The 22,771-nt window shown below is 58.0% G+C and carries 16 protein-coding genes and 1 pseudogene; 5 read left to right on the forward strand and 12 right to left on the reverse strand.

Features of this window, described 5'->3' with window-relative positions:
* Positions 1-22 precede the first annotated feature (22 nt).
* Together SD425_RS26670 and SD425_RS26675 are read right to left on the reverse strand one after the other, a co-directional pair.
* Complete coding sequence (locus SD425_RS26670) at positions 23-3,496, reverse strand: AAA domain-containing protein (protein ID WP_324679855.1); 3,474 nt, start codon at positions 3,494-3,496, stop codon at positions 23-25.
* A 9-nt stretch (positions 3,497-3,505) separates the two neighbouring features.
* On the reverse strand, positions 3,506-4,513 hold the full coding sequence (locus SD425_RS26675) for a WYL domain-containing protein (protein ID WP_324679856.1): 1,008 nt from the start codon (positions 4,511-4,513) through the stop codon (positions 3,506-3,508).
* Between the two features lie 441 nt (positions 4,514-4,954).
* Between SD425_RS26675 and SD425_RS26680 the strand changes: the two genes are divergently transcribed.
* Both SD425_RS26680 and SD425_RS26685 read left to right on the forward strand, forming a co-directional pair.
* Positions 4,955-6,085 (forward strand): hypothetical protein, encoded by a 1,131-nt coding sequence (locus SD425_RS26680; RefSeq protein ID WP_324679858.1) that lies wholly within the window; start codon positions 4,955-4,957, stop codon positions 6,083-6,085.
* An 11-nt stretch (positions 6,086-6,096) separates the two neighbouring features.
* Positions 6,097-8,361, forward strand: a complete 2,265-nt coding sequence (locus tag SD425_RS26685; RefSeq protein WP_324679860.1) for a Mov34/MPN/PAD-1 family protein — start codon at positions 6,097-6,099, stop codon at positions 8,359-8,361.
* A 24-nt stretch (positions 8,362-8,385) separates the two neighbouring features.
* Here SD425_RS26685 and SD425_RS26690 read toward each other — a convergent pair whose 3' ends face one another.
* Both SD425_RS26690 and SD425_RS26695 read right to left on the reverse strand, forming a co-directional pair.
* Positions 8,386-10,755 (reverse strand): AAA family ATPase, encoded by a 2,370-nt coding sequence (locus SD425_RS26690; protein ID WP_324679861.1) that lies wholly within the window; start codon positions 10,753-10,755, stop codon positions 8,386-8,388.
* The gene (locus SD425_RS26695) at positions 10,730-10,972 is read right to left on the reverse strand and encodes a hypothetical protein (RefSeq protein WP_324679863.1); all 243 of its coding nucleotides are present in this window, start codon (positions 10,970-10,972) and stop codon (positions 10,730-10,732) included. The genes SD425_RS26690 and SD425_RS26695 overlap by 26 nt, the downstream gene beginning before the upstream one ends.
* 231 nt (positions 10,973-11,203) lie before the next feature.
* Here SD425_RS26695 and SD425_RS26700 point away from each other — a divergent pair, with 231 nt between their 5' ends.
* Positions 11,204-12,241, forward strand: coding sequence for a hypothetical protein (locus tag SD425_RS26700; protein ID WP_324679865.1), 1,038 nt, complete (start codon positions 11,204-11,206; stop codon positions 12,239-12,241).
* On the opposite strand, the gene SD425_RS26705 is transcribed toward SD425_RS26700, so the two are convergent.
* The 4 genes from SD425_RS26705 to SD425_RS26720 all read right to left on the reverse strand — a co-directional run bounded on the left by SD425_RS26705 (position 12,238) and on the right by SD425_RS26720 (position 14,447).
* On the reverse strand, positions 12,238-12,618 hold the full coding sequence (locus SD425_RS26705; protein WP_324679867.1) for a hypothetical protein: 381 nt from the start codon (positions 12,616-12,618) through the stop codon (positions 12,238-12,240). The genes SD425_RS26700 and SD425_RS26705 overlap by 4 nt on opposite strands.
* Positions 12,615-12,986: a hypothetical protein gene (locus tag SD425_RS26710; protein WP_324679870.1), complete on the reverse strand. Its 372-nt coding sequence runs from the start codon at positions 12,984-12,986 to the stop codon at positions 12,615-12,617. The genes SD425_RS26705 and SD425_RS26710 overlap by 4 nt, the downstream gene beginning before the upstream one ends.
* A gap of 65 nt (positions 12,987-13,051) precedes the next feature.
* A complete protein-coding gene (locus tag SD425_RS26715) occupies positions 13,052-14,086 on the reverse strand; it encodes a site-specific integrase (RefSeq protein ID WP_324679872.1) in 1,035 nt (344 codons plus the stop codon).
* A complete protein-coding gene (locus SD425_RS26720; RefSeq protein WP_324679874.1) occupies positions 14,079-14,447 on the reverse strand; it encodes a hypothetical protein in 369 nt (122 codons plus the stop codon). The genes SD425_RS26715 and SD425_RS26720 overlap by 8 nt, the downstream gene beginning before the upstream one ends.
* Before the next feature lie 243 nt (positions 14,448-14,690).
* Here SD425_RS26720 and SD425_RS26725 point away from each other — a divergent pair, with 243 nt between their 5' ends.
* Both SD425_RS26725 and SD425_RS26730 read left to right on the forward strand, forming a co-directional pair.
* Positions 14,691-15,617, forward strand: a complete 927-nt coding sequence (locus SD425_RS26725) for a hypothetical protein (protein ID WP_324679876.1) — start codon at positions 14,691-14,693, stop codon at positions 15,615-15,617.
* 11 nt (positions 15,618-15,628) lie between these two features.
* The gene (locus SD425_RS26730; RefSeq protein WP_324679878.1) at positions 15,629-16,678 is read left to right on the forward strand and encodes a hypothetical protein; all 1,050 of its coding nucleotides are present in this window, start codon (positions 15,629-15,631) and stop codon (positions 16,676-16,678) included.
* Positions 16,679-16,730: 52 nt separating this feature from the next.
* On the opposite strand, the gene SD425_RS26735 is transcribed toward SD425_RS26730, so the two are convergent.
* The 4 genes and pseudogenes from SD425_RS26735 to SD425_RS26750 all read right to left on the reverse strand — a co-directional run bounded on the left by SD425_RS26735 (position 16,731) and on the right by SD425_RS26750 (position 22,616).
* Entirely contained in the window at positions 16,731-19,190 is a 2,460-nt protein-coding gene (locus SD425_RS26735; RefSeq protein WP_324679879.1) for a multicopper oxidase domain-containing protein, read from the reverse strand.
* Between the two features lie 4 nt (positions 19,191-19,194).
* Positions 19,195-19,707: a hypothetical protein gene (locus SD425_RS26740; RefSeq protein WP_324679882.1), complete on the reverse strand. Its 513-nt coding sequence runs from the start codon at positions 19,705-19,707 to the stop codon at positions 19,195-19,197.
* A gap of 234 nt (positions 19,708-19,941) precedes the next feature.
* Positions 19,942-20,304, reverse strand: a pseudogene (locus SD425_RS30085) (hypothetical protein); the annotation flags it as partial.
* A 314-nt stretch (positions 20,305-20,618) separates the two neighbouring features.
* On the reverse strand, positions 20,619-22,616 hold the full coding sequence (locus tag SD425_RS26750) for a heavy metal translocating P-type ATPase (RefSeq protein WP_324679999.1): 1,998 nt from the start codon (positions 22,614-22,616) through the stop codon (positions 20,619-20,621).
* Positions 22,617-22,771 lie beyond the last annotated feature (155 nt).

Here is a 22,771-nt window from a genome sequence, read left to right on the forward strand (position 1 = left end):
ATGATAACATCAAGCTTTATGACTAGGCGGTGGCAATGGCTAGCTCGTTAACTACCCGCTCTTCCATTTCCTGCACCAACTGCTCAATGCGGCCAGCCCACCCCGTGCCTCGAAAAAACCACGACACCTCGTGGCGCATATACACGCCACTACGAGCGGCACCTAACCAGTTAAACGACCCTTCAAGCAACGCGTGGTTATCAAGACAAATAGTCTTGTTGTGAATCTGTTCGGCAATTTTTACCTCGGCCCCGGCGCGGCGTAGTGCCGCCCGCCCTGCCTGAGCATGGGGGTGCAGTTGCCCCCGTGGGGCATCCAGGTGGGCGTCGGTATACACAGTAATGCGCAGGGCAGGCTGTCGGGTCTTGGCGGCCACGATAAGGTCGGCCAAGCCATCAGCCTGAATGGCATTTGCTGAAATAAATGGCGACACGATGACCAAATGCTCTTGCGCCGTATTGATGGCCCAGGCTAACGCCCGGCGGTGCTGCTCCAGCTCGTTGAGGCGGTCTACTTTGCCGGTGGCCACGGCTGTAAGGTGTTCGTGAGGCACGGGCAGATGCCGCCGGCTCTCATCACCGTAGTAGAAGCTATTATCCAACTCAGGCCGCGGTTGCCCTTCGGCTGGCTCCTCAAATAGAAGCTTCGCCAGGTTGCCGGATGGCGTGTTACGCGCTGGGTTGAACAGGCAGCGGTTGCCAATCACTAGAAAGGCCTCCTTTGCCCGCGATACGGCTACATTCAGCAGGTTGTAGCCCTGGTCGAAGAAGTATCCGCCCCGGTGGCTGGCATCGTACACGGGCGAAAACAGAACGATAGTGCGTTCGGCCCCCTGCAGTGCGTGTACCGTGCCCACAGTAAGATTCTCGTTGCCCAGGCCTTGCGCACGCAAGGCGCGCTGAATGGCCAGTTTCTGACCGCTAAAAGGGGTGACAATGCCGACTAGGTCTTGCAGGCGTGGCGTGGGGTTAGCCGTGTTCCTGGCAGCAGCCAGGATGCCATCCCGCTGCAAGTAGAGCCAGCTGGCAATGGCTTCGGCTTCCTGTTGGTTCTGCCGGCTACCGCCGGCCGTGGTGCATTCGCCGGCAATGTGGATGTACCCGAGAGGTGGTAGCTCCAGAGCTGCTAGGCTCGACGGGTTAGCCAAGCGCTCCAGTTGACCACCGTACACAAACTCGTCGCAATAGCGAATAATTTCGGGCTTACTGCGCCGGTGTTGCCGCAGCAATAGGCCGCGCTCCTGCGGATAGTTGGAAAGGCGGAAAGGCGTAGCCAATTGAGCCAGCCGCATTAGGCTGCCCGCTGAAACCTGGTAGGCCAACGGGCACTCGGCGGGCGCAATACCGACACGGCGCTGGTTTTGGGCGTCCAATGCCGGTAGCAGATTCCAGACGGGCTCAATCTGATTGGTGTCGCCTACCACCACGGCTTTTTTTGCCAGGGCGAAGGCTGCGGCTCCTACCTCGGGCGAAACCTGGCCGGACTCATCGACGAGGAGCAAATCGAACAACTCCAGGGCATAGCTCGACTCACCATCCTTGGATTTCTTAGCTAAGAAATTGCCCACTGTGTGGAAGGTGGAAATAAAGCAAGGCGTGAGCATGGCCCATCGCGCAAATTGCTCGGGCTTGGTTTCGTAGCCTCGGCGCGGAGGCTGGCCCGGCCGCAGCTTTTCTTGCAAGGCAACCACGTAACGCGCCTCCCAGTAGTGCAACGCCAGCACGAAGGCACTATGCCGGTGTGTCACATCCAGGGCATTGTGAATACTGCGGACGTCAGCAGCGGAGAGGGCTTGCAAATAAGTGGCTGCCTCTTTCTGAGCCGCATAGTCACGGCGTAGCTGCGCGGCCAAGGTGTCAAACGTGCTCAGGGCAGCCAAGCCAGCTTGAGGGCGCAACAGGGCCTGCTGGGCTTTTTCCAAACGCTGAGCTACCTCCAGCTTCAGTTGCTCAGGGTCGAAATCTGTTACTTCGTTGGAGTAAGGGCACTGCGTCCGTACCAAGAGTTGGTAGCGGGCTTGCTTCTTTTTCCGAACCGATGGCAGAAAAGAGGCCAGGAAACTTTCGAAACTTGATTCGGATGCCTGCAACCGCAGTAATTCAAGTTGGTAGGCTTCAAGGGCGGCAATGGTGGCCCGACCAGTCTGCAAAGCTTGTCGCAGTTGCTCCGCATTCCAAGGCTCGCCTCGCTCGTCGTACAGGCGTGGCAGCAGGTCCAGCCACGCATCAATACACGGCACCTGTTGAAGTAGGGCATGGTGCAGCTTAATGCGTAGAGCAGCCGGGGTTGGGTACTCGATACCAAAAAAGGCCGCTCCCTGGCGTAGTAGCTCGGTTTCCGCGGCCCGTAGATAGCGACCATCCGCAGCCTCTTTTGCCTTGCAAAAGCCCTCTCGGGTGGTTTGTACCTGGTAGCCCCGCTGCTCGTTTTCAGCCACGTTACTATTGGTAAGAAACACACCCAAAGAGGGCGCCTCCGGTACCCAGCGGCTGACACGGGCTTCGCGACCGAAGCTATCGAGAATGTTGGTAATAGCTTGGTTGTTTGTAGAGCTGGCCAGAATGCGAGGAGCTTCTTGGCCCAGCACCGCTTTTTCCACTATCAGGTTCGCCACAATGCTTTGAAGAAGCGTGGTTTTGCCGGTGCCAGGCGGGCCGTTCACTGGAAATACGTCGCCAGAAGCGGTTGTAAGCAGCGCCTGAAGAGTGCTTCGTTGCGACGTTGACAGCGGAAAGCTATTTCCCATCTGTCCGTAGTGGCCCTTTACACACAACAGGCCAAGCGCTTCGGGGTCGAGGGGCAGTGCGGCAGCCCGGCCTTGGAGCAAGGTCGTCAGCAACGCGGGCAGGCGCGACTGCTTTTCTAGGTAGCGATACAGCCCTATGATATTTGCCGCTATGCCCTGCGGGGGCATCAAGGTGAGGGTAACATTGCTGTCCACCACCCAATCGCCAATTTCTGCCCGGTTAGCTGGCCAACCGGCCGATGCTGTCGCCTTGGCATAAAAGGACTGCGCGTTGGTGTAGTACTGTTCCCAGGTATCCGTTTTCCACGTCCAGAGTGCTAGTTCCGAATCAACAGTGGTCAGGCTAGCCAGCACGGGCGCATTGCGCGTGGTAGGCTCCAGCACGTCGCGGATAAGCCAGGGAATCAGGTGCTCATTGCTAGTAGGTGGTTGAAGCTGACCCGTTTTAGTGAGCCGCGCCGGAATCCAAAACGGATGAATCGCCCGTGCCTGCCCCGGCTGCGCTGTTCGACGACTATCGCCGACCACAGGCCGCAGGCTAAAGGGAGCCAACATGACGGCCAGCGTCTCCGTCTCGGAGACAGCCGCCACCCCCGGAGCAGCCGCGTAGTGCGCCGTATAGAATGCCCGCAACGCTTCTGCATCCAGCGAGGGTGCCGTCAGCGAAGGCTGCTTCGTTATGTCAATGCGTTGCCGGTCAGCATCAGCCAATGAGTTGCGCCAATAGCGTAGCCACGTCCCAGATTCCATATCACCTTATTAATTGTAGCGGGAGACGGCCTTTTTAAGCTTCTCGTGCATAGAGTCGCGCAAGGACTTGGGCGCTAGCACTTGTAAATCAGGTCCGAAGCTAAACAGGCGCGTTTTGAATTCCTGATTGATAATTAAGCTTAGCTCGATTACCAAGCCATCGGCCGTGTCACTTATGGTTACTTGGCTTGGGTGTAACGCTTTAGTGAGCACGTAGAGAGCTCGCCCAGCCGCAATGTGCAAACGAATGGTCTCGATGTGCGGATTTTTCTCCGGCATCGTTACCCCGATGATAGAGTCAAAATAGGTGCTAAAGTCGACATCTGTCGGACGAAATTTCAGTAGGCTGTTATCCAGTCCTTTAACGCGGTCAAGAGCATAATTTTGAAGATGTGCGCCTTTGGCTTCATTGCGGGCTATCAGATACCAGCGCCCGTTGTAAGTCTTGAGCAGATAGGGGTGGACTTCCACTGGGCTGGTCTGCGCTGCACGGTAAGACTGATAATGTATCACCTGCGGCGTCTGTTCGCGAATAGCCTTATACAAAGGCTTCAAATATTCGGTACCCTTATAATCCGGCACTGCTTCCAGTTGAAGAATCGGGCTTGTTACGGTTCCGTCGCTGGGCAGATGTTGTTCTAGGCGCTGAACCAGTTCATCCAAGTCGTCTGCCAAGCCCAAGCCGCGCAAGGCTTTCAAGTTGTGTAGGCTTTGGTGAAGAATCACCAAGTCCGCACTGGTAAGCGGCGTTTTGCGAATTGAGTATTCCGGGACGGTGTAGTGGTAGCCTTTATTGCGGGTATACTCAATGGGGGCGTCATGGTGCATCGGCAACTTCATGTCGTGCAAATCTCCCTTAAGCGTGCGCTCGCACACGCCTTTACCCTTGTTGGTTGTGGCGCGGTACTCGTCCTCTACTGCCTTTAGCAGGTCTTTGATAGTCCAGACGAGGTTACGCCGCTGCAGGCACTTATCAATAATGAGGTAGCGCTTATACGCGTTTTTGCTAACTGGCATCGAAATCCAAGGAGGTAGCCCGTTTACAAGCCCCATCGGCCAGCGAGAAACTCCACGCTACGAAGAACGGACTTTTCAAATCAGCTAACGCATGATGCGCCCGATTTACTGTGCAATCAGCTTGCACACTAGTCTGCCGGAATGGGTATAGTGCCTGCTTAAAAGCTTTTTCGAACAAAATTGGCTTATTGATAATCAGTAGTTTAAAGAAAGTAATTAAGGTTTTTACAAAAAAATATCAAGCTAATTTCAACTGTGCAAAAAGACTGCACAGTAAGCCTTTTGCTTTGCTGTGGCAATGGGAAGGAACCTTACTTCTGGTCGTAGCCGGACATCGACCAAGGGGCGGGGCTTCCTTCTTTCACAACCATTGCTTGACTGAAGCCAGATGTCAGCGAAGTCGCTGGCGAACGCTTTCAATTAACTTAACTGCTTAAAAGCATGCACCAAATCACCCTTTTTAATTTAGGCAATGCCGACACGTCGCGGATTGACCTCGCGAACGGCAAAAAGCTGCTGATTGATTACGCCAACATGCGCTGCGCTACTGACGCCAAGGACAAGCGCATCGACCTGCCAGTGCAGTTGCGCGCCGATTTAAAAAACGCGAAGCGTAATGACTACGATGTCGTTGCTTTCACCCACCTCGACAATGACCATACCTGCGGGGCTTCCGAGTTCTTTGAGTTGTTGCACGCGGCTAAATACCAGGGCGGCGACCGAGTAAAAATCAAGGAACTGTGGGTGCCGGCGGCTGTCCTCGTTGAGGATGGCTGCGAGGATGAAACCCGGATTCTGCGCCAGGAGGCCCGTTACCGGCTGAAAAAAGGCGAGGGTATTCGTGTATTCTCCGGTCCCGGTCAACTCACCGACTGGCTGGCCACGCAAGGCCTCACCGTAGCCGACCGGCAGCACCTCATCACGGATGCTGGTACGCTGATTCCCGGGTTCAATTTGGCTACGGATGGTGTGGAATTCTTCGTGCACTCCCCGTTTGCCAGCCGCACGGCAGGCGGCGGCCTGGCCGCGATGGACCGCAACAGCGATGCGCTGACCTTTCAGGCGACCTTTATGGAAGGAACCCGGAAAACCCGGATGCACTTCTTTTCGGACATCGACTGGCCGGTAATCAAGTCCATCGTAGAGGTAACCGAGTACTACGGCCGCACGGAACGGCTGGAGTGGGACATCTTCAAAATTGCCCACCATTGCAGCTACCTGTCGCTCAGCAGCGAGAAGGGTACTGAAGTAACGGTGCCCGATGCCGAAGTGAAAAAGCTGTTCGAAACCTACGGGCAGAGCCGGGGCCGCCTCATTTCGACCAGCAAGCCTATTCCCAGCAACGACGATGATAATCAGCCCCCGCATCGCCAGGCCGCAGCTTACTACAAGGCCCAGGCTGAGCGGCTCCGAGGGGAGTTCTTGGTTACGATGGAGCACACGAGCATCCTGTACCCCGAGCCCATCGTCATCAAGATTGACCAGCTGGGGGCCACCATCGGCAAGCTGGCTGCGGCTGCCAGCGTAGCCGGCGGTAGCATCCCTCCCCCTCGGGCCGGCAGCGGCAACTAACTGTAGGTACGATGGAACTGCTTGAAATGGGATATTATCCACTGTCAGGAGAGCCAGTTGAGGCTGGCTCTCTGGCAATACCAAAAGCCGTTGAATTGGTGCAAGCCCTGCAAACTCAGGGCTTGCCCTATATCCGGCTGGTAGATTGCCTGCGCGTTGAAGAGTATGAGTTTGTGGTCGTGGATGTGGAGCCGGAAGTACCGCAGTATCCGGTGCACGAGGTGCAAAATGTCGAACGCATCGCCATTGGCTTCAACCCGGCCGATACGGAGCATCAGCTTATATGGGCGCTACGCGAGGATTTTCCGCTGGTGCCACACCTGCACTTTGGCCGCGAAGGGATGCCGCGTAGCTTGTGTCTGTACCAGATTGCCTATGCAGACTTAAAGCCAACCTGGACGGCTGCTGCACTACTCCGGCAACTACAGCGCTGGTTGACTCAAACAGCGCGCGGAGAGCTGCATGCCGCTGACCAAGCACTGGAGCAGGCCTTTTATGCTCCCCCGGAACGGCTGGTATTGCCAACGGTTGTTTTTGCTCATGATGTAGCCAGCACGCAAGAGCCTCTGCACGTGCGTTTCGTTAGTACAGTGCTTGGCAAAACAACCCTGGTTGCTTCGACTGCAGCGTCAGCACCTGAAGGCCAGCAGGCACAGTTCACCAGCTTTGTGTACACGGCTTCGCCGCAGGTACACGGTCTGATTCGGGAACAGCCGCGCACGATAGCCGAACTCCAAACTTACTTATCTGGTAGTGATGTAGATTTTACGAACGCGCTACGTCGGCACCTGAGCGGCTTAAAAGAGGCTCCAGACTTTAATCGAAGCCTTCAATTGCTGATTATTGTTCGGCTCCCGAAGTTGCGCACGGCAACGGAGGCTATCGAGACAGTAGAAGTATGGGCTTTCGCTTCAGTCGGCACCCTGGCTGAGCTTGGCACAGACCTCGGAATTTGGGCCGTGCACGAAAACCTTTTAGCTGACCTTTATCCCGTCGACTTTGGGTGTACCGGTCAGCGTAGTAAACTAGAATTGCTGAGTCCGGTTCGGGCGCTCACTCGCGACCTAGCCGCTGCCTATAATGGCTTGCTGGCCACCACTACGCGCTTCGTAGCAGTGGGCGCGGGTAGCTTGGGGTCACAGGTAGTCAATAACCTAGTGCGTGCCGGGCAGGGCAATTGGGTATGGCTTGATGAGGACCAGTACCTGCCCCACAATGCGGCACGACACTACTTGCCGAGCAGTTTGGTGGGCTTGGGTAAGGCGCATGCGATGGTGTCGATGTTGAAGAATACCTACGAAAAAACTGACTTGCGGGCAATCGCGGCCAACGTATTACACCCAGCCTCCCCCCAGGTATTGACGGCATACAATGCGGCAGAGGTGATACTAGATATGTCGACATCAATAGCAGTGGCGCGGCACCTGGCGTTGGATGTTGAAAGCCCCGCCCGTCGCTTGTCGCTGTTCCTGAATCCATCGGGAACAGACTTGGTACTGTTGGCAGAACCACATGACCGCTCGCTACGCCTCGACCAACTGGAGATGGAGTATTACCGGGCTTTGCTACGCCAACCCCAGTTACAGCAACACCTGCTTACTGCTGGTCAGCCCATTCGATATTCGCATGCCTGCCGTGATGTCTCCGTGCAGTTGCCACAGGACCAGGCCTCCTTGCACGCTGCCATCGGAGCCCGGGCCGTCCGCACATCGGTGGCTGAACTCGGTGCCCGAATCAAAATCTGGCGAGCGCAGCCTGATTTGACCGTGGTGGCTGATGAAATCGAGGCGTCTCCTTATGCAGAAATGACAATAGGTAGCTGGACCGTGGCAGTGCCGCACCAAGTGTTGCGGGAAATAAGTGAACAGCGCCAGGCTCGTCTACCCAATGAAACGGGTGGGGTATTAGTTGGCGTTTTTGATACACAGCATCGCCGGGTTTATATTGTGGACCATATTCCCTCGCCGGCAGATAGCGAGGAATCCCCTATCGCTTATACCCGTGGCGTAGGAGGGGTATCAGAAGAGCTTGCTCGCATTGGCGAATGCACGGGCCGACAGGTAGTGTACGTAGGGGAGTGGCACTCACACCCAGACGGCTACAGCACCCAGCCTAGCGAAGACGATGAGAACCTGTTTACCACCTTGCAACGGGAGAGCCAAACCGGCGGATTACCCGCAGTAATGGCTATTGCTGGTGAGCATGAGAATACGGGTTGGTACGTAGCAGATATCGCAGCTGGCGGGGAGAGCATAAGCAGAATAGCTAAACCATAGCAGTGGCCATTCAATGCTACAATGCTAAGGTCGGTTAAGGGGCCGCAATTGCATTTGATACTTTGGACAGCGGCAGCTGCGGTGGTCATCCCGCTCTTTTTGAGGCAGGTACCCGCAAGTCGGACAAGAGAGGGCTTGCGCAAATGCCAGCACTGCTTCCCCAAAGGTGCGTACATCGGAATTAGACAAATCAGCACCAGAAGGACTGAAGTGGGCTCCGACTTCGTTACGAATGAACGTCAACCCATTGATTGTCTGAAACAAGTCATTTAATTGAATTTCAGACCAGTTGTTAGGCAATACGGGGTGGCCATGCACATCGCGGTCAATGCGGGTGATAGTCGCTTTTTGCAATAGCTTACCGGTGCTAAACAGCAGTTCGCCCAATGTGTAAGAGTTGCCGTGCTTATGCGGCAACAAGCAGCCATAGGCAAGCGCTAATCTATCTAACACAGTCTCAAGTACAATACCCGCTTGTGAGGCCACTGCTTGTCTATCAAAAGGCTCAGCTTCCAGTGCTTCGGCTAGCGCGGCCATCAATGTTTGGTCCTCGTATGGTTTTAGCCCTTTATTTAATGTCCAGCTTTCCAGCTTGATAAGATGCGCGCCAGCACTGTTCTGCCGATACAGGTCATGCCAGCGCCGGTTATGAGTCGCAATGATAAGCTGTTGAAAATACTGGGCTTCGTCAGCCAGTAGTTCAGAGATTCGTTGAAAATGCTGGGTATCGACAGACGTAAATACATCGTCGAGCACAAGCACGAGTTGCTTGGGGTTTAGTCGCTTAGCCAAGGCTAGCCACAGGCAAAAGCCGAATGTATCAAGGTGAGATTCGCTGAAATAGGCTTGTGGAATGACCTCGGAGGCATCCTCAAATCGAGCGTGCTGCTCAAGTGAAGACCGTTTCACTTCATCCATTTCGAGACGATGTAACCCAATCTTCTCCCCTGGATGAATAGCAGCGAATAGTCGGTTTACTTCCTCGATTATTCCATCTAGAATAGTCTGCACAAACTCCCGGCGGGTATCTACTACCAATTGGCAGGTTTTGGTAAGCCTTTCTACCACCTGGCCCAAATCAGTAGCTTTCTTCGTGCTGTCTTTTAATAAATCAGCTTGCACTTTAATGTTATCGTGCAAGGTGAGCCGCTGACGCAAAGAATCCAGAGCTTCCTGTATTACCGAACTTTTAGTACTTAGCTGCTGTGCAAGGTCCGTAGCTTGTTCGCTGATTGCGTCACTTGCAGCGGCAGTTTGCAGCTCGAAAGCAAGCTCCTTCCAATTGATATTTAACGCATGCACAGCTGCCGGCTCGTGAGCGGCTAAGTGCGTGGCTAACTTCTGAAATTGGCTGAATACGTCCCGATTACACCTGTCACAATCATCTGCTGCGCGCTTATGGCTGTTTTGCGTGCTGTTGACTAGTTGCAGCAATTCACTGGCACTTTGGAGTTGATGCAGTTGGTCCTCTATACGTTGCCGTAGGGATTCGGCCTGTACATCATTGGCGCACAAGGGGCAGCTAGTGGGAGCAGCAGGAGGAGCCAAGTATTTCTTGGCTGAAGTGAGCAGGCCAATAAGGTCAGTCCGGCGCGTATCTTCACTGCGGTTCGTGTCAGCTAGCTTCGCCTTCGCGGCTTCTACCTTTAGTGTCCAATCATCACGGGTTTCCTGCGCTTGTTGCCAGCTGGTAGTAGCGGTTAATAGCGTCTGAATACCGGAAAGGAGCGTTTCTAAATGGCTTGCCTGACTTTCAAGGGCAGTCAAATCTTCGCCAATGCGCTGCTCAGCCCAGCCTAGTGGCTCAGCTTCTGTTTCGTGTTCCTGCTTCTCCTGCTCCCAGAAAGCGTGCAAAGATTTTTGGGCTTGGTCGCGAGCTGCCTTCGCATTGCCAAATTGCTTGTCTACAGCCACTAAATCGCTGCGAAGCGCGGCCTCTGCTTTATCAACCTCAGCCACGTCGATAAAGCTTTTGATAGCCTCATAGCGCTTCGCTGGTTGGGTTTCAATCAATTTTAACAACTCTCGGCGGCGCAATACAAGTATCCCCGGTAGAAAGCTTCCATCAGTTCCGGCAGCTACGACGACATTCTTGCCACTAATAGTAGCTTTCCAGGTATGGCCAATGGCAGTCGTCAGTTCCACTTCCAATGACCGTGCAGTTCGGTTGATGGAAGAAACGTATTTGTGCGGATTTGGCCGAACGCCTTCTCGGTCCAGCGACCCAAAGGAGGCATTGCCAACTGCATCAATGGCATCAACAAGTGTGGATTTGCCAGTGCCATTTTCACCAAATATGACCACGACGGACTTTTTCGGGTCAAACTGTATTGTGACGGGTTGAGTTGCCCCCCGAAAATGGGTGAGTTTAAGCTCCTTTATTCGGTGCGGCATGGTCAGTGGCTAAAGTAGCAGAAGGAACAAGGTGCTTTTCGAGCAGGCTACGCCAATCACCCGCTTTCACCGTTTGGGAGTTAAGTAAGGCCGCCACCGCATTCTCATCAGAAATACCAATGAAATCAGCCGCACGTAAAGCAGCCACAATTTGGGCAGCCAGCTCTGCATTAGCAGTTTGTGGTAGGAATGAGGAGGTAGATGATGGCTCAGACATTTCTTAAGTAGAACAACGGGCAAATGTGTCTATTCTTGGTAATTTCCACCAAGTAGCCAAATGGGCAGTTGAAGATATTACATCAGGCGTCAACTTCACTAAGTCTTGTTTTAGAAGTGGCAGTACCAGCGAATAGAACAACCTTAATTACAATTGCTTTTTTACAATCTCTAAATTGCAATTGTAAAAAAGCAATTGTAATTTGGTATTTCAATTAGCCCTCTGCCTATCATGAGCCAGCAAAGCATCAACTTGGAACGGTCCCAAACGTGGGATGCCCTCTGTTTTCCCGTAGCGTCCGTTCCGTTGGAAACCCTACTTCCGACTGGCTACCGCATCGTGCCCAGCGACCGCAGGCAGGCCATCGTGGGGGAGTTGCCGGATGGGACGAAGAACATCTTCGCCATGCAGAGCGGCGAGTACAGTCTGATTAAAAACGAGGTGCTGCGCGAGGCCGCTGAACTGTACCTGCCGGGGCACACTATTGACGCCAGCTTTACGCCCCAGGGGGAGTTTTCCATCAACCTGATTCTGCCCGACGAAGTCAACATCTCTTCGAACTCGGGGAAAACCAAGGTGGTGGACCGTCTTTACAAGTCGATGATTATCAATAATTCGTACTCAGGAAAGACGCCCTTCTCGCTGCAAGGCACGGCGTTGAAGGAACACATTGAGACGGGCACCACCTCGAAAATGCGGGTGAGCTATTACCGGCAGGTATGCACCAACGGCCTGATGGGCTGGGCCGATGACTATATGAGCTTCGACCAATACTTGGCCTGGCTGCTGAACGGCAAACCGAAGAAGTTTAAGGACGCACTGAAAATCAAGGACGCTGAGCTAGTCGTGCTGACGGGCCGCCAGGTGCAGCGCGAGCAGGAAGTGCTAGTGGAGAAGAAATTTCACCACAAGGGCCTCAACCTGGAGGTGTTCAAAAAGCAGCTAGCCAGCATCTTTACCACCTTCCAGAGCCAGACGAACTCGCTGACTCCTACCATCGGGGTCTATAAAGAGTTGGCCCAGCGCCCCACGCCGGAAAACCTGGCTACGGTCATTACCGAGAGCGGCTTGCCGAAAATGTTGGCCCGCAACGCGATGGACCGTCTGGCCGAGGAAATGAAGCTGCTGGAAACGCCCGCGAACCTGTGGCTGGCCTACAATGCCGTGAACCACGCGCTCTTCAACAGCCGCAGCTCGCTTTCCATCAGCGACCGGTTCCGGCTGGACGAGGCCACGTTTCACCAGCTGGCCACACTGGCACTGACCTAGCCCACCGGGGGCATGCGCATGGCCGCGTGGTCGTAGTAGAGGGTAGCCCAGCCATTGGGGTTTGGGCTACCCTTCGTGCGTTGGTGCAGCACGTCCCAGACTTCGGAGTAGGGAATGCTCACCCGCGTCCAGTCGGCGAGGCGGCGGCCGTCGAGCAGAACATCCAGTTGTAACTCATCGACCCCCAGCTCAAAGTTGCGGGTTGTTTCCTCGTTGAGCCACATGACGGCCAGCCACCACCGCGCTGGGGCGTCGTCATCATCGTTGTCTTCGACGTGGTCGTAGTAGTTGGCTTTCAGGAAATAATGGTTCGTGGCGTCGGGCAAGCTGGCGGCCACCGCTTGCAGCGCCGCCGCGAGGGGAGCAGGGCAATTCATGATTCCGTGGTTACGCTTTGTTGATAGGCCCAGTCTTCGGGCGACAGGATGGCCTGCATGAAGGCAGAATAGCTCTGGTCGCGCCGTTCCAACGCGTGCCGGCGTAGCGCCAGGCTACTTTTGCTTGGCTCGAAGCCTTCCTGCTCGACCACGCGGCGCATATTGGCCGGCAAGCCTTCGAGCCAGTCCAGGTAGTCGGCTTCGGTGATTTCGCCCACGGCCTGCTGCTGGTAGCGGTAGCTGGCATTGCCCAGCCGGAACAGGCGGGCGTGTTCAGCGCGCTGCTCTTCGGGGAGCGCAGCTAGAAATTCCAGTTGCGACTGGTGGTACTTGTCATGCGGGTGCCGGGGCTGGAGCAGGTGTTCCATCCTGTAAAAGTGCGAAACAACCGCGATTGAACCGGGGCAACAGTTGAAGGATACTATTTGCATGGCTATAGCCCCAAAGAGCGGCCCGCATTGTACTTGATGATGTCATCGAGCCGGGTGTAGCGGCTAATCATGGCGTCTGTCTTCTGCTTGGTCTGGTTCTTAATAAAGTCGTTGCTCTGGCCCGCCAGTTTGGAGGTAGTGATAAACGATACCCGCAGCGAGTGAGCGGAATACTTCGCGCCCAGGTGCTCTTTCACCAGCAGGTTGACGCGCCGGTCGGCCAGGCGCTTGTCCGTGGGCTTGCCCGGCTCACCGGGCCGGCTCCGTTTGAGCGACACAAACAGCGGGCCCTCGGTGCGCCCCCCGAGTTGTGCTATCCAGGCATTATAGGCCCCAATCGGGCAATACGCCGGGTTTTCGCTGTAGAAGATAATTTTCTGCTCAACTTCCCCCGCTTGGTTGGCCTTGCTTTTGGGGAGGGTGATGACCAAGACTTCGTCGGTCGCGTCGTGCACCATTTCCAGGTGCTCCAGATTAATATCGACCAACTCCGAGCGCCGGAATGCGCCCGCGAACCCGAGCAGTAGCAGTGCCCGCACCCGCAGCCCGTCTGGGCGTGAGAGGTCGAGGCGGTCGATGGTGCGCTTGAGGTGGGGCACCGAAAAGGCCGGGGCCTGTTTCTGTTTTTTGCCGATTTCCCGCGCCACGCCCTTGCGCAGCACGTCCAGCGCCGGGGCGTTGATAGCCGAAGGCAGCCCGAGCAGCTGGTGGTTCTTCTCGATAGCGGCCAGGTGCCGGTTGATGGTGGCCAGCTTGCGGCCCACATCAGCCAGGTGCGCCACGTAGCTGGCCAGCGTTTCCAGGGCCGCGGGCCAGGGCCCGAGCTGATGCAGCTCGCAATAGGCCTCGTAAGAGCGTAAGTCGGCCGAGTAGGCCAGGCGCGTGTTATCGGAGCCTTCAAGGCCACGTAGTAAATACCGTTCGACGTTGGGCGCCACGCGGCTGGCTAGGTCGGCGGCTAGGGCCAGCGTCGGCCGGTCGGCAGCTACTACGGTCAGGCCTTTTTCTCCCTTTGGTTCCTTTGGCGGCTTACTCATGGGTGGCCAGCTGGGTGTAGGTTGCTTCCACCATAATGGCAAGGACATTGGCCATCGCCGGCTCCAACCGGCTGTCGGAGCGTAGCAGTCGGGCAACTGTTGCGGCCGTCGACTCGGCCGGGGCTGCCGCCGGCGATGACGGGCAGTAGAGCAGCCGGGCAGGCGACACGTTCAGCCAGTTGCAGAAGTGCAGGAACACGGGCAGGTCGGGCATGCGCTGTTGTTCGACTCGCAGCAGCGTGCCCACGCTGACCGGGCCGACAGTCTTCGTGATTTCCTCGGCGGCTTCCCGTAAGGTCTGGCCGCCGCGCTTGGCGCGAACCAGCGAAGCCAGCCGTGCCGTGTCGACTTGGTACAGCATATTTTGCAATTGTAAAAATATGAGGGGCGCATGGCGATTTGCAATTGCAAAATCACTGGTGCAGGGCACCGTAAAGATAAGCAGAGTTTAGGGCCGATAAGTAAGTCTTATGGTTCCTAAAGTCTGAAAAGGGGAGAAGACGAACGTTGTTGGTGACGTCAGAGAATACGAGCACTGCGCGCCCCGAAATCTTCTCATTATTTTTACCAACCGCATTCTATCCCGCTCGCTCACTTTTATTGTATGATTAAAAACTACGCGCTGCTTTTTCTACTCCTTATTATAAGCCTCCCCGCGCTGGCCCAGCGGCCCAAGCCGGCGGCCGTGAGTTTGCCCCCGGCCGATACCGTGTATTTCGACCGTGACTGGGAGCGCACCGAAACCCTGGAGGAAGTTTCCTACGCCCGCATTGCCCACCACGACGCAAGCGGCAAATCGGTGGGCACCGTGCGCGACTACTTTTATCCTTCCTGGAAAAAGCAGTGGGAAGGCAAGATGGCCAGCGAAAAGCCCGACAAGCCCACCGGTATCTGCTGCGGCTGGCACGAAAACGGCCAGGTTAGTTTTCGGGGTACTTATGTCAACGGGGTGCAGCAGGCGGACTTCCGTAGCTGGCGGCCCGACGGCCGCGAAATCAAGTGTGCCTCCCGCCTGGTGGAGGCGCTGCCGTTGAGCAACGCCTCGATTCATTGCAGCAATTGTATGCACTCCAGCCGCAAGGTATTTGCGGTGGATATTCCGGACGGCACGGTAGGCATCGTTTACAAACTCGATGTGCGCGACGAAGGACAGCCACCGGTGTCCTGGTCCACGGCGCTAGCCATGGCCGCGGTGGTAGGCTCCGGCGGCACGGCGGCCCCGGCCCTGCTGGGTGCAGCCGCTTCGGCCCTGACCAAGCAAGGCAACAATGCCCCGCCCACGGTTAGTACCAAATGCCACTGGTACATCACCGCCGACCCGGCCGCGGCCGACCAGTTTATGGCGACGAAAGGCACTATTGCGAACGCGCAGGCCTGCCTGCGGGCCGCGTCGAATACGCCCCAGGAAACCCGGCCCATTACCCTGCCGCCGGGCACACGCCAGCTTTTTGTGTGCGTGAACAATGACAACTACACCACCGATGCCACGGCCACGCTGAGCGTGAGCGCTCTGGTGCAGGCGTGTAAATAACCTCGTAGCCCATGGAATTTGTAGAGCACTTCGGCATTCTGGCCTCCATCGCTTGGAACAGCACCGGCTGGACGGGCCCCCTAACAGCCGCTGACCTTAAAAAGTCAGCCTACGACTACGTAAAGGAGAATCAGGACGCAGCGGAAAATCTCAATTTCGGGCACGAGCGATACCCGGCTGAAGCGGATGGCACCTATATTGGCTATACCCCCATGCTGAATCAGAAACCGAAGGAACAGCACTTGGCGGCCGTTTTTCTGCTTAGCTCGGACTACCAGCATCAGAACCGAAAGTGCATCGTAGGAGTGTATGCTTTCCCACAAATCGGGGATTTTACCCGCAAGGCGAAGCACAAGGTTTTCAAGAAATACGACGGCGGCAATGTTCGGTCCCGGGTGGAGGACATCATTTATTTCTCGACGCCGGTTGTCATTGACAAAACCAATGTGGTAAGCCAAAACCTGCTGCCCGTTGATAAGGCCATTTCCCAGCGAGGGTTTAATTACCTGACGTCGGAGAACGTGGTCAATATTCTGCGACTAGCCGCGCGGGCTAACCGGCGGGATGCTAAGCTTAAAGCCCTGCTTAGCCGCTTTGAGTTTGATGACGAGCTGGTGGGACCGGAAGAGCCGGAGGGGCTGAGCGGCTTGCCGCTTAACTCCGACGCGGGCACATTGGCCGGTATTGAGCAGTTGGAAACCAAAATGCAAAAATTACGGCCGCAGGTAAAACACCGGGTTTCAACCTTCATCGAACGGGGCACCATCGCGGCAGCGGTGAAGCGGCATACAGGCTACAAATGCCTGTTATGCGAAGCAATGGGCCTGAACCCCATTGGCTTCATCAAGACGAATGGGGTGCCCTACGTGGAAACGCATCACGTCGACCCAGTGGCAAACCGGGCAACCGGAGCGCTGGGACTAGCCAATATCATTACCCTATGCGCTAACCATCATCGGCAAATGCATTACGGCAATGTGCAGCTCGTCAAGCTTACTAAAACACAGTTCCGATTTCAGGTGGATGGAGCCGATTTTGTCATTAAAAAGATAAAGGTCTAGCTAAGTGGAGCCTAAATAAGCTACTTCCTTCACGTAACCGCTTTTCTGTGCTTTAGTAGTGGAAGGTGAGGCCCGCGCCCCAGCCGTACTGGTTGTCGTAGTTGGTGCTGAGCGAGGCGTATTTGCTCACCATGTAGCGGAAGCCGAGGGTGAACTCGCGGTCGGTATTGCCCCGGATGTCCATAAATACGTTGTTGCTCAGGGGGATGTCGCGGCGCTCCAGTTGCGCCCGCAGCTGGCCGGTGAGGTCGGTGCGCAGCTCGGCGCGCACGAGCAGGGGCAGCAGGTAGTACACGCCGACTTCGGCCTGGCGGCGGAAGTTGCGGTTGTTCTCCGCCGTGCGGCGGTTGCCGCCCTCGGTGTCGGAGGCGGAGCGCAGGGTTTTGTTGTCGCGCAGGTCGTAGCCCACGAAGGCGGCCAGGAACTGCCGCTTGTCGAGGTAGCGCAGCAGGTGGGTTTCGGTTTCGTAGTTGCCCTGGTAGTTTAGCCGGCCCTCGAATTCGAGCGCGTTCTTGTTGTTAGAGAGGTTGGCATCCAGAAAGCTGCCCTGCGAGTGCATTGCCAAGTCGGCCCAGGGGTAGAGCTTGTTGTCCTCGCGCTTGAGGTGGCGGTAGCCCGTGCGGGCGTACTCGTTCTGCGGGCTGCCCTCGTAGCTGATGACGCGGGCCATGCCCGACATCATGTGGTAGAGGGTGTGGCAGTGGAAAAACCAGTCCTGGTCCTCGTTGGCGTCGAACTCGATGGTGACCTTGCCCATCGATTGAATGTCAAACGTGTGCTTCATGGGCGAGTACGCACCCTGGGCATTCACGAGGCGAAAAAAGTGCCCGTGCAGGTGCAGCGGGTGGCGCATCATGGTCATGTTCTGGAAGACCATGCGCACGTTTTCGCCCTTGCGGATGGGAATGTTGTCGGACTCGGACAGGGTTTTGTTGTCGAACGACCAGACGTAGCGCAGCATGTTGCCGGTCAGGGTGAGGTGGATTTCGCGCCACTGCTTCGTCGAGTCGAGGGTGGTGGGGTGCAGGGCGCGCAGCTGGTTGTAATTGAAGTCGCCGCTCATGCCGCTCGTGCCACCCATGGCCATGCCGCCCATATCCATGCCGCCCATGCTGCCCGAATCCTGCAGGCTGCCCATGCCCATGCCGCCCTTTTCCTGCTGGTTCATCGGGCGGTTGCGGGGCGGGGCCGTGGAGGTGGCCGGGGCTGTGCCCTGCTGCATGTCCATGCCCGCCATGGGCGCTTCGCCTTTCGTAGCGGGCGTCTTCGCGGCCTGGCTGCCGCTCATGTCCATGCCTTTCATGTCGCCACCGGCCGGGGCCGAAGCACGTTTCTGGTTCATCTGGCCGGCCCCGCCCATCTTCATGCCGCTCATGTTGCCCATGCTGTTCATCTCCCGCGTCATCTGGAAGTAGTTGAGCTTGGGCAGGTCGGGGGTGCGCATCGGCTCGCCCTGTCCGAAGTAGCCGGAGGTGTAGCCCGACACGTCGGAGGAGGTGGCCCGCAGCTCGGCCGCGCCCATCGGGGGCACGGTGATGAGCAGGTCGTAGGTTTCGGCGGTGGCAATTTCCAGCTTGCTGGTCGGGAAAGGCACCACATTGATGCCATCGGCGGCGATGACCTGCATGGGTCCACCGGCGTACTGCAGCTTGAAGTAGGTTGAGGCGCCGCCGTTGATGACGCGCAGGCGCACCACCTCGCCGGGCCGGGCATCCTTAAAGTAGCTTAGCTCCTGCCCGTTCATCAGGAACTTGTTGTAGAACACGTCGGCCACGTCCATGGCCGGCATCCGCTGCCACTCCTGCTTGAGCTTGTCCTTGAAATAGCCGGCGGCCAGGGCCTCGCCGTAGCTCTGGGTCGCGCCTTTCTGCACGGCAAACCACTCGCCGGCCCGCTTGAGGTAGCGCAGCACTTCGGTGGGGCGGTGGTCGGTCCAGTCGGAGAGCACCAGCACGTACTCTTTCAGCTGATACTGAATCTCCTTGGGCTGCACCACGATGGAGCCGTAGAGGCCCGACTGCTCCTGCACCATGGTGTGCGAGTGGTACCAGTAGGTGCCGCTCTGGCGCAGCGCAAACGTGTAGGTGTGCACCGTGCCGGGCTTGATGGGGTCCGTAGTCAGGTAGGGCACGCCGTCATATTTATTGGGCACCAGCAGCCCGTGCCAGTGCACGGAGGTTTCCATGGCCATCTGGTTGTGGACCCGGATAACGGCGGTGTCGCCCTCGTTGAAGCGCAGCGTGGGGGCCGGAATCTGGCCGTTGATGCCGATGGCGTGGCGCATTTTGCCGGTGAAGTTGACCATGCGGTCTTCCACGTACAGGTCGTATTCCACCCGCTTGCCCACGTAGCCGGCGCGGGGCATAACGACGGTGCCCAGCTGCTGCTTATCCGGCGGGGCCGATTGGGTGAGGTAGGGCTCCTTTTCTTTCGGCATCGCCATGCCAGGCATCGACTGCGCTCCGGCCCCGAGGGAAGCAAGCAGCAGGGTAAGTAAAATCAGAACTCTCATGGGGCTATTGCTTGGGCGTGGGGTGGTTCCGGGCCGGGTTGTTGTCCTTGAAGCGAAACTTGTCCAGCGGATTGGGCATCGTCATGCCGGGCATCGAGCCCGTCGCCGGCATTGCCTGGCCTTTGTCCATGCCGGGCATATCGGCCATGTTGCCCGGGGCCGGCGCGGGCTGCGCAGCGGGCGCGGGCTTCATGCCGGGCATGTCCGCCATTCCGTCCATTCCTGAAGGGGCCTTGCCGGGCTTTTTTGCCCCCGCTGCCGGGCTCTTCATGCCCGGCATATTGGCCATGCCGGACATTTCTTTCGGCTGATTCGGGCGGGCGGGCCGGCTCATGTCCATGCCTTTGGGCATTGAGGGCGGGGTTTTAGCAGCGGGCATCTCCATGCCGGGCATGTCGGCCATGGCCCCCGCTTTGGGGGCCGGGCGGGCCGGCTTCGAGTCGGCCATTTTCATGGTGCCCATCTCACCCGCCGAAGCCTTAGCCGGAGCTTTGGGCGCAGTGGCTGGAGTGCCCATATCCATGCCCGACATATCGGCCGCGGGGGATTGCGGGCCGGCAGCGGGTGCGGCCTGGCCGCCGGAACCAGCTGGTTCGTCGTGGTGGTCGGCCTCCATTTCCGAGTGGGCCGCACCGGCCTCCTCGTGACCGTGGCTATGGCCGTGGTTTTTATCGAGCAGGTGCCCCTGCGGCCCTACCCCTTCAACGTAGACCAGCTGCGCGCCCCGGTGGCCGGCCACCGACAGCACGCCGGCCGCCGCCAGGGCAAACGCGAGCACCAGGATTTCGTAGGCCCGACGCTGGATTTTAAAGAAATCGCCGACGCCGCGCAGCAGCAGCGTGATGCCGGACAGCCACAGGGTATAGCTCGCGTACTTTTCGTGGGCCGCGAATACGGCCGCCGCCCGGGGTCCCAGGCCCATCGGCTCGGCGTGAAAAACGGTGCTCGCCGCCAGCGCCCCGGCAAAGCCGCCGGCCATGACCACTAGGGTAACCCAGCGCACCGGGGGCCAATCCTTGAATACCAGCACCGCCTGCAGGGCAGCGGCCAGCAGAATGAGGACGATGGGAAAATGCACCACCAGGGGATGCAGGTTGGGGAAATCTGAAAACATAGGCGGCGTCGAAAGCAAGGCAGGCAGGAATTTGGGAGAATTCTCCCTGGCGGTAGCAGGGGGCCGGCGATGGCATAGCGGTTAGGATTAATAGCCGGAAGAGCCGGCTGCCAGCCACAACCGCTGCCATTGCCAACCAAACTCCTTCCCCTGCCGAACCTTAACATCAGCCAGCCCTCATCCCTTTACGTGGGCCCCGCCTCCTAATGTTTGCAGCGATTGGGGTGGAGAGTTGCATAATTTCAGCGGTTTTCAGTCGGCCAGCGCCCGCCCGCTGGCCGCCCGGTAGCCAGCGGCTTAGTAGTAGTGCCTACCTACTTCAGCGAGCGGCGCAGCAGTTGCGCGTTCAGGGCCACGATGACGGTGCTCGCGCTCATGAGCACCGCCCCAATGGCCGGGCTCAGCACGAAGTGCGGATACAGGACCCCGGCCGCCAGCGGCAGGGCGATGACGTTGTAGCCCGTGGCCCAGAACAGGTTCTGCATCATCTTGCCGTAGGTGGCCTTGCCGAACTCCACCAGGTTGGTGATGTCGGTAGGCTTGCTGTTGACCAGGATGATGTCGGCAGTTTCGGCCGCAATGTCGGTGCCCGAGCCCACGGCGATGCCCACGTTGGCCTGGGCCAGGGCCGGGGCGTCGTTCACGCCGTCGCCGGTCATGGCCACGAACTGGCCCTGCGCCTGCAGGTCCTGCACGATTTTAACTTTCTGGTCGGGCAAAACCTGGGCGTACACTCCGTCGAGGCCCAGCTCTTTTGCCACGGCATCGGCCACCTGCTGATTGTCGCCGGTCGCCATGTATACTTTAATGCCCTGGGCCTGCAAGCGCTGGACGGCCTCTTTGGAATCGGTGCGGATGCGGTCGGCCAGGGCCACATAGCCCGCCAGCTGCCCATCCAGCAGCACAAAGACTACCGTTTCGACCCCGTTGCTAACGGCATCGGCGGGCAGGGCGATGTTTTTTTCCTGGAGGTAGCCGGGGCTGGCCACCACGACTGGCCGGCCGGTTACCGTAGCGGCCACGCCCTTGCCCGTCAGGGATTGGAAGTCCTGAACGGAGGGCAAGGCCAGCCCCCGCTTATGTGCTTCGCGCACGATGCCCTGGGCGATGGGGTGCTGCGACTGCTGCTCCAACGCAGCGGTCATGCCCAGCAGAGCGGCCTCGTCGAGGCCGGCAGCCAGCACTTTCACGCGGGTAACGCCGAATGCCCCTTCGGTGAGGGTGCCAGTTTTATCGAACACCATGGCCGTGATTTTGCGGGCTTCCTCGAAGGCCGTGCGGTTGCGAATCAGCAGCCCTTTGCGGGCCGAAATAGCCGTGGAAATGGCCACCACCAGCGGAATGGCCACGCCCAGCGCGTGGGGGCAGGCCGTCACCATCACCGTCACCATGCGCTCGATGGCGAAGGCCGCGCCCTTGCCCTGCCACAGCCACACGGCGAGCGTGCCGAGGCCGCCCGCCAGCGACACGGCCGTGAGCCAGCCGGCGGCGCGGTCGGCCAGGGTCTGGGTTTGCGACTTGGTGTTCTGGGCCTCGCCCACCATCTTCACCACCTTGCTCAGGTAACTGTCCGCGCCCTGGTGCGTGACCCGGATGCTGAGGGCACCTTCGCCGTTGACGGCCCCGGCGATGACCTTGCCGCCCGCCGCCTTTTGCACCGGCACGCTTTCGCCCGTGAGCATACTCTCGTTCACGGCGCTGCTGCCGTCCGTCACTTCGCCATCGGTGGGAATCCGCTCGCCGGGCCGCACCAGCACCACGTCGCCGACGGCCAGGGCCGTGACTTTCACGTCCCGAATAGTATCGCCCTCCTTTTTGTGGGCGTCGGCGGGCAGCAACTGCACCAGTAGCTCCAGGGCGTGCGAGGCCCCGGCCACCGACTTCATCTCCAGGTAATGGCCCAGCAGCATGATGTCAATCAGGGTGGCCAGTTCCAGAAACAGGTCCATGCCCTGCAGCCAGCCCAGGGTCACGGCCACGCTGTAGCCGTAGGCCACGCTGATGGCCACGGCCACCAGGGTCATCATGCCGGGCTGCCGGCTGCGCAGCTCCCCTACCGTGCCGCTGAGAAACGGCCAGCCGCCATACAGGTAAATGGCCGTGGCCAGCCCCAGCAGCAGCGGGGTGCTGTAGGGAAAAGTAAATTGGTGGCCGACCAGGTTCTGGAACATCATCGACCCGGCCACCACGGGCACCGACAGCGCCAGGCACACCCAGAACCGGCGCAGGAAGTCGGCAATCATGGCCCCGTGGTCGTGGCCGCCCGCCGGACTATGGTCCATTTTTCCGTGGTCCATCTGGCTGTGGTCCATTTTGTTGTGGTCCATTGGCTGCGGTCCGTCGCCTGCGGTAGTGGGCGCAGGCGCGGACAGGGGGCGTTGGGCCATGGCGGGGTCGTGGGAGTGAATCATCCGGTGGGGAGCTAGGCGAAGAGTAAAAAAAAGCGGACTCGCGGCCAGCCGCGAGT

Origin of the sequence: Hymenobacter sp. GOD-10R, assembly GCF_035609205.1 — a bacterium.
In the GTDB taxonomy this organism is placed as follows: Bacteria; Bacteroidota; Bacteroidia; order Cytophagales; family Hymenobacteraceae; genus Hymenobacter.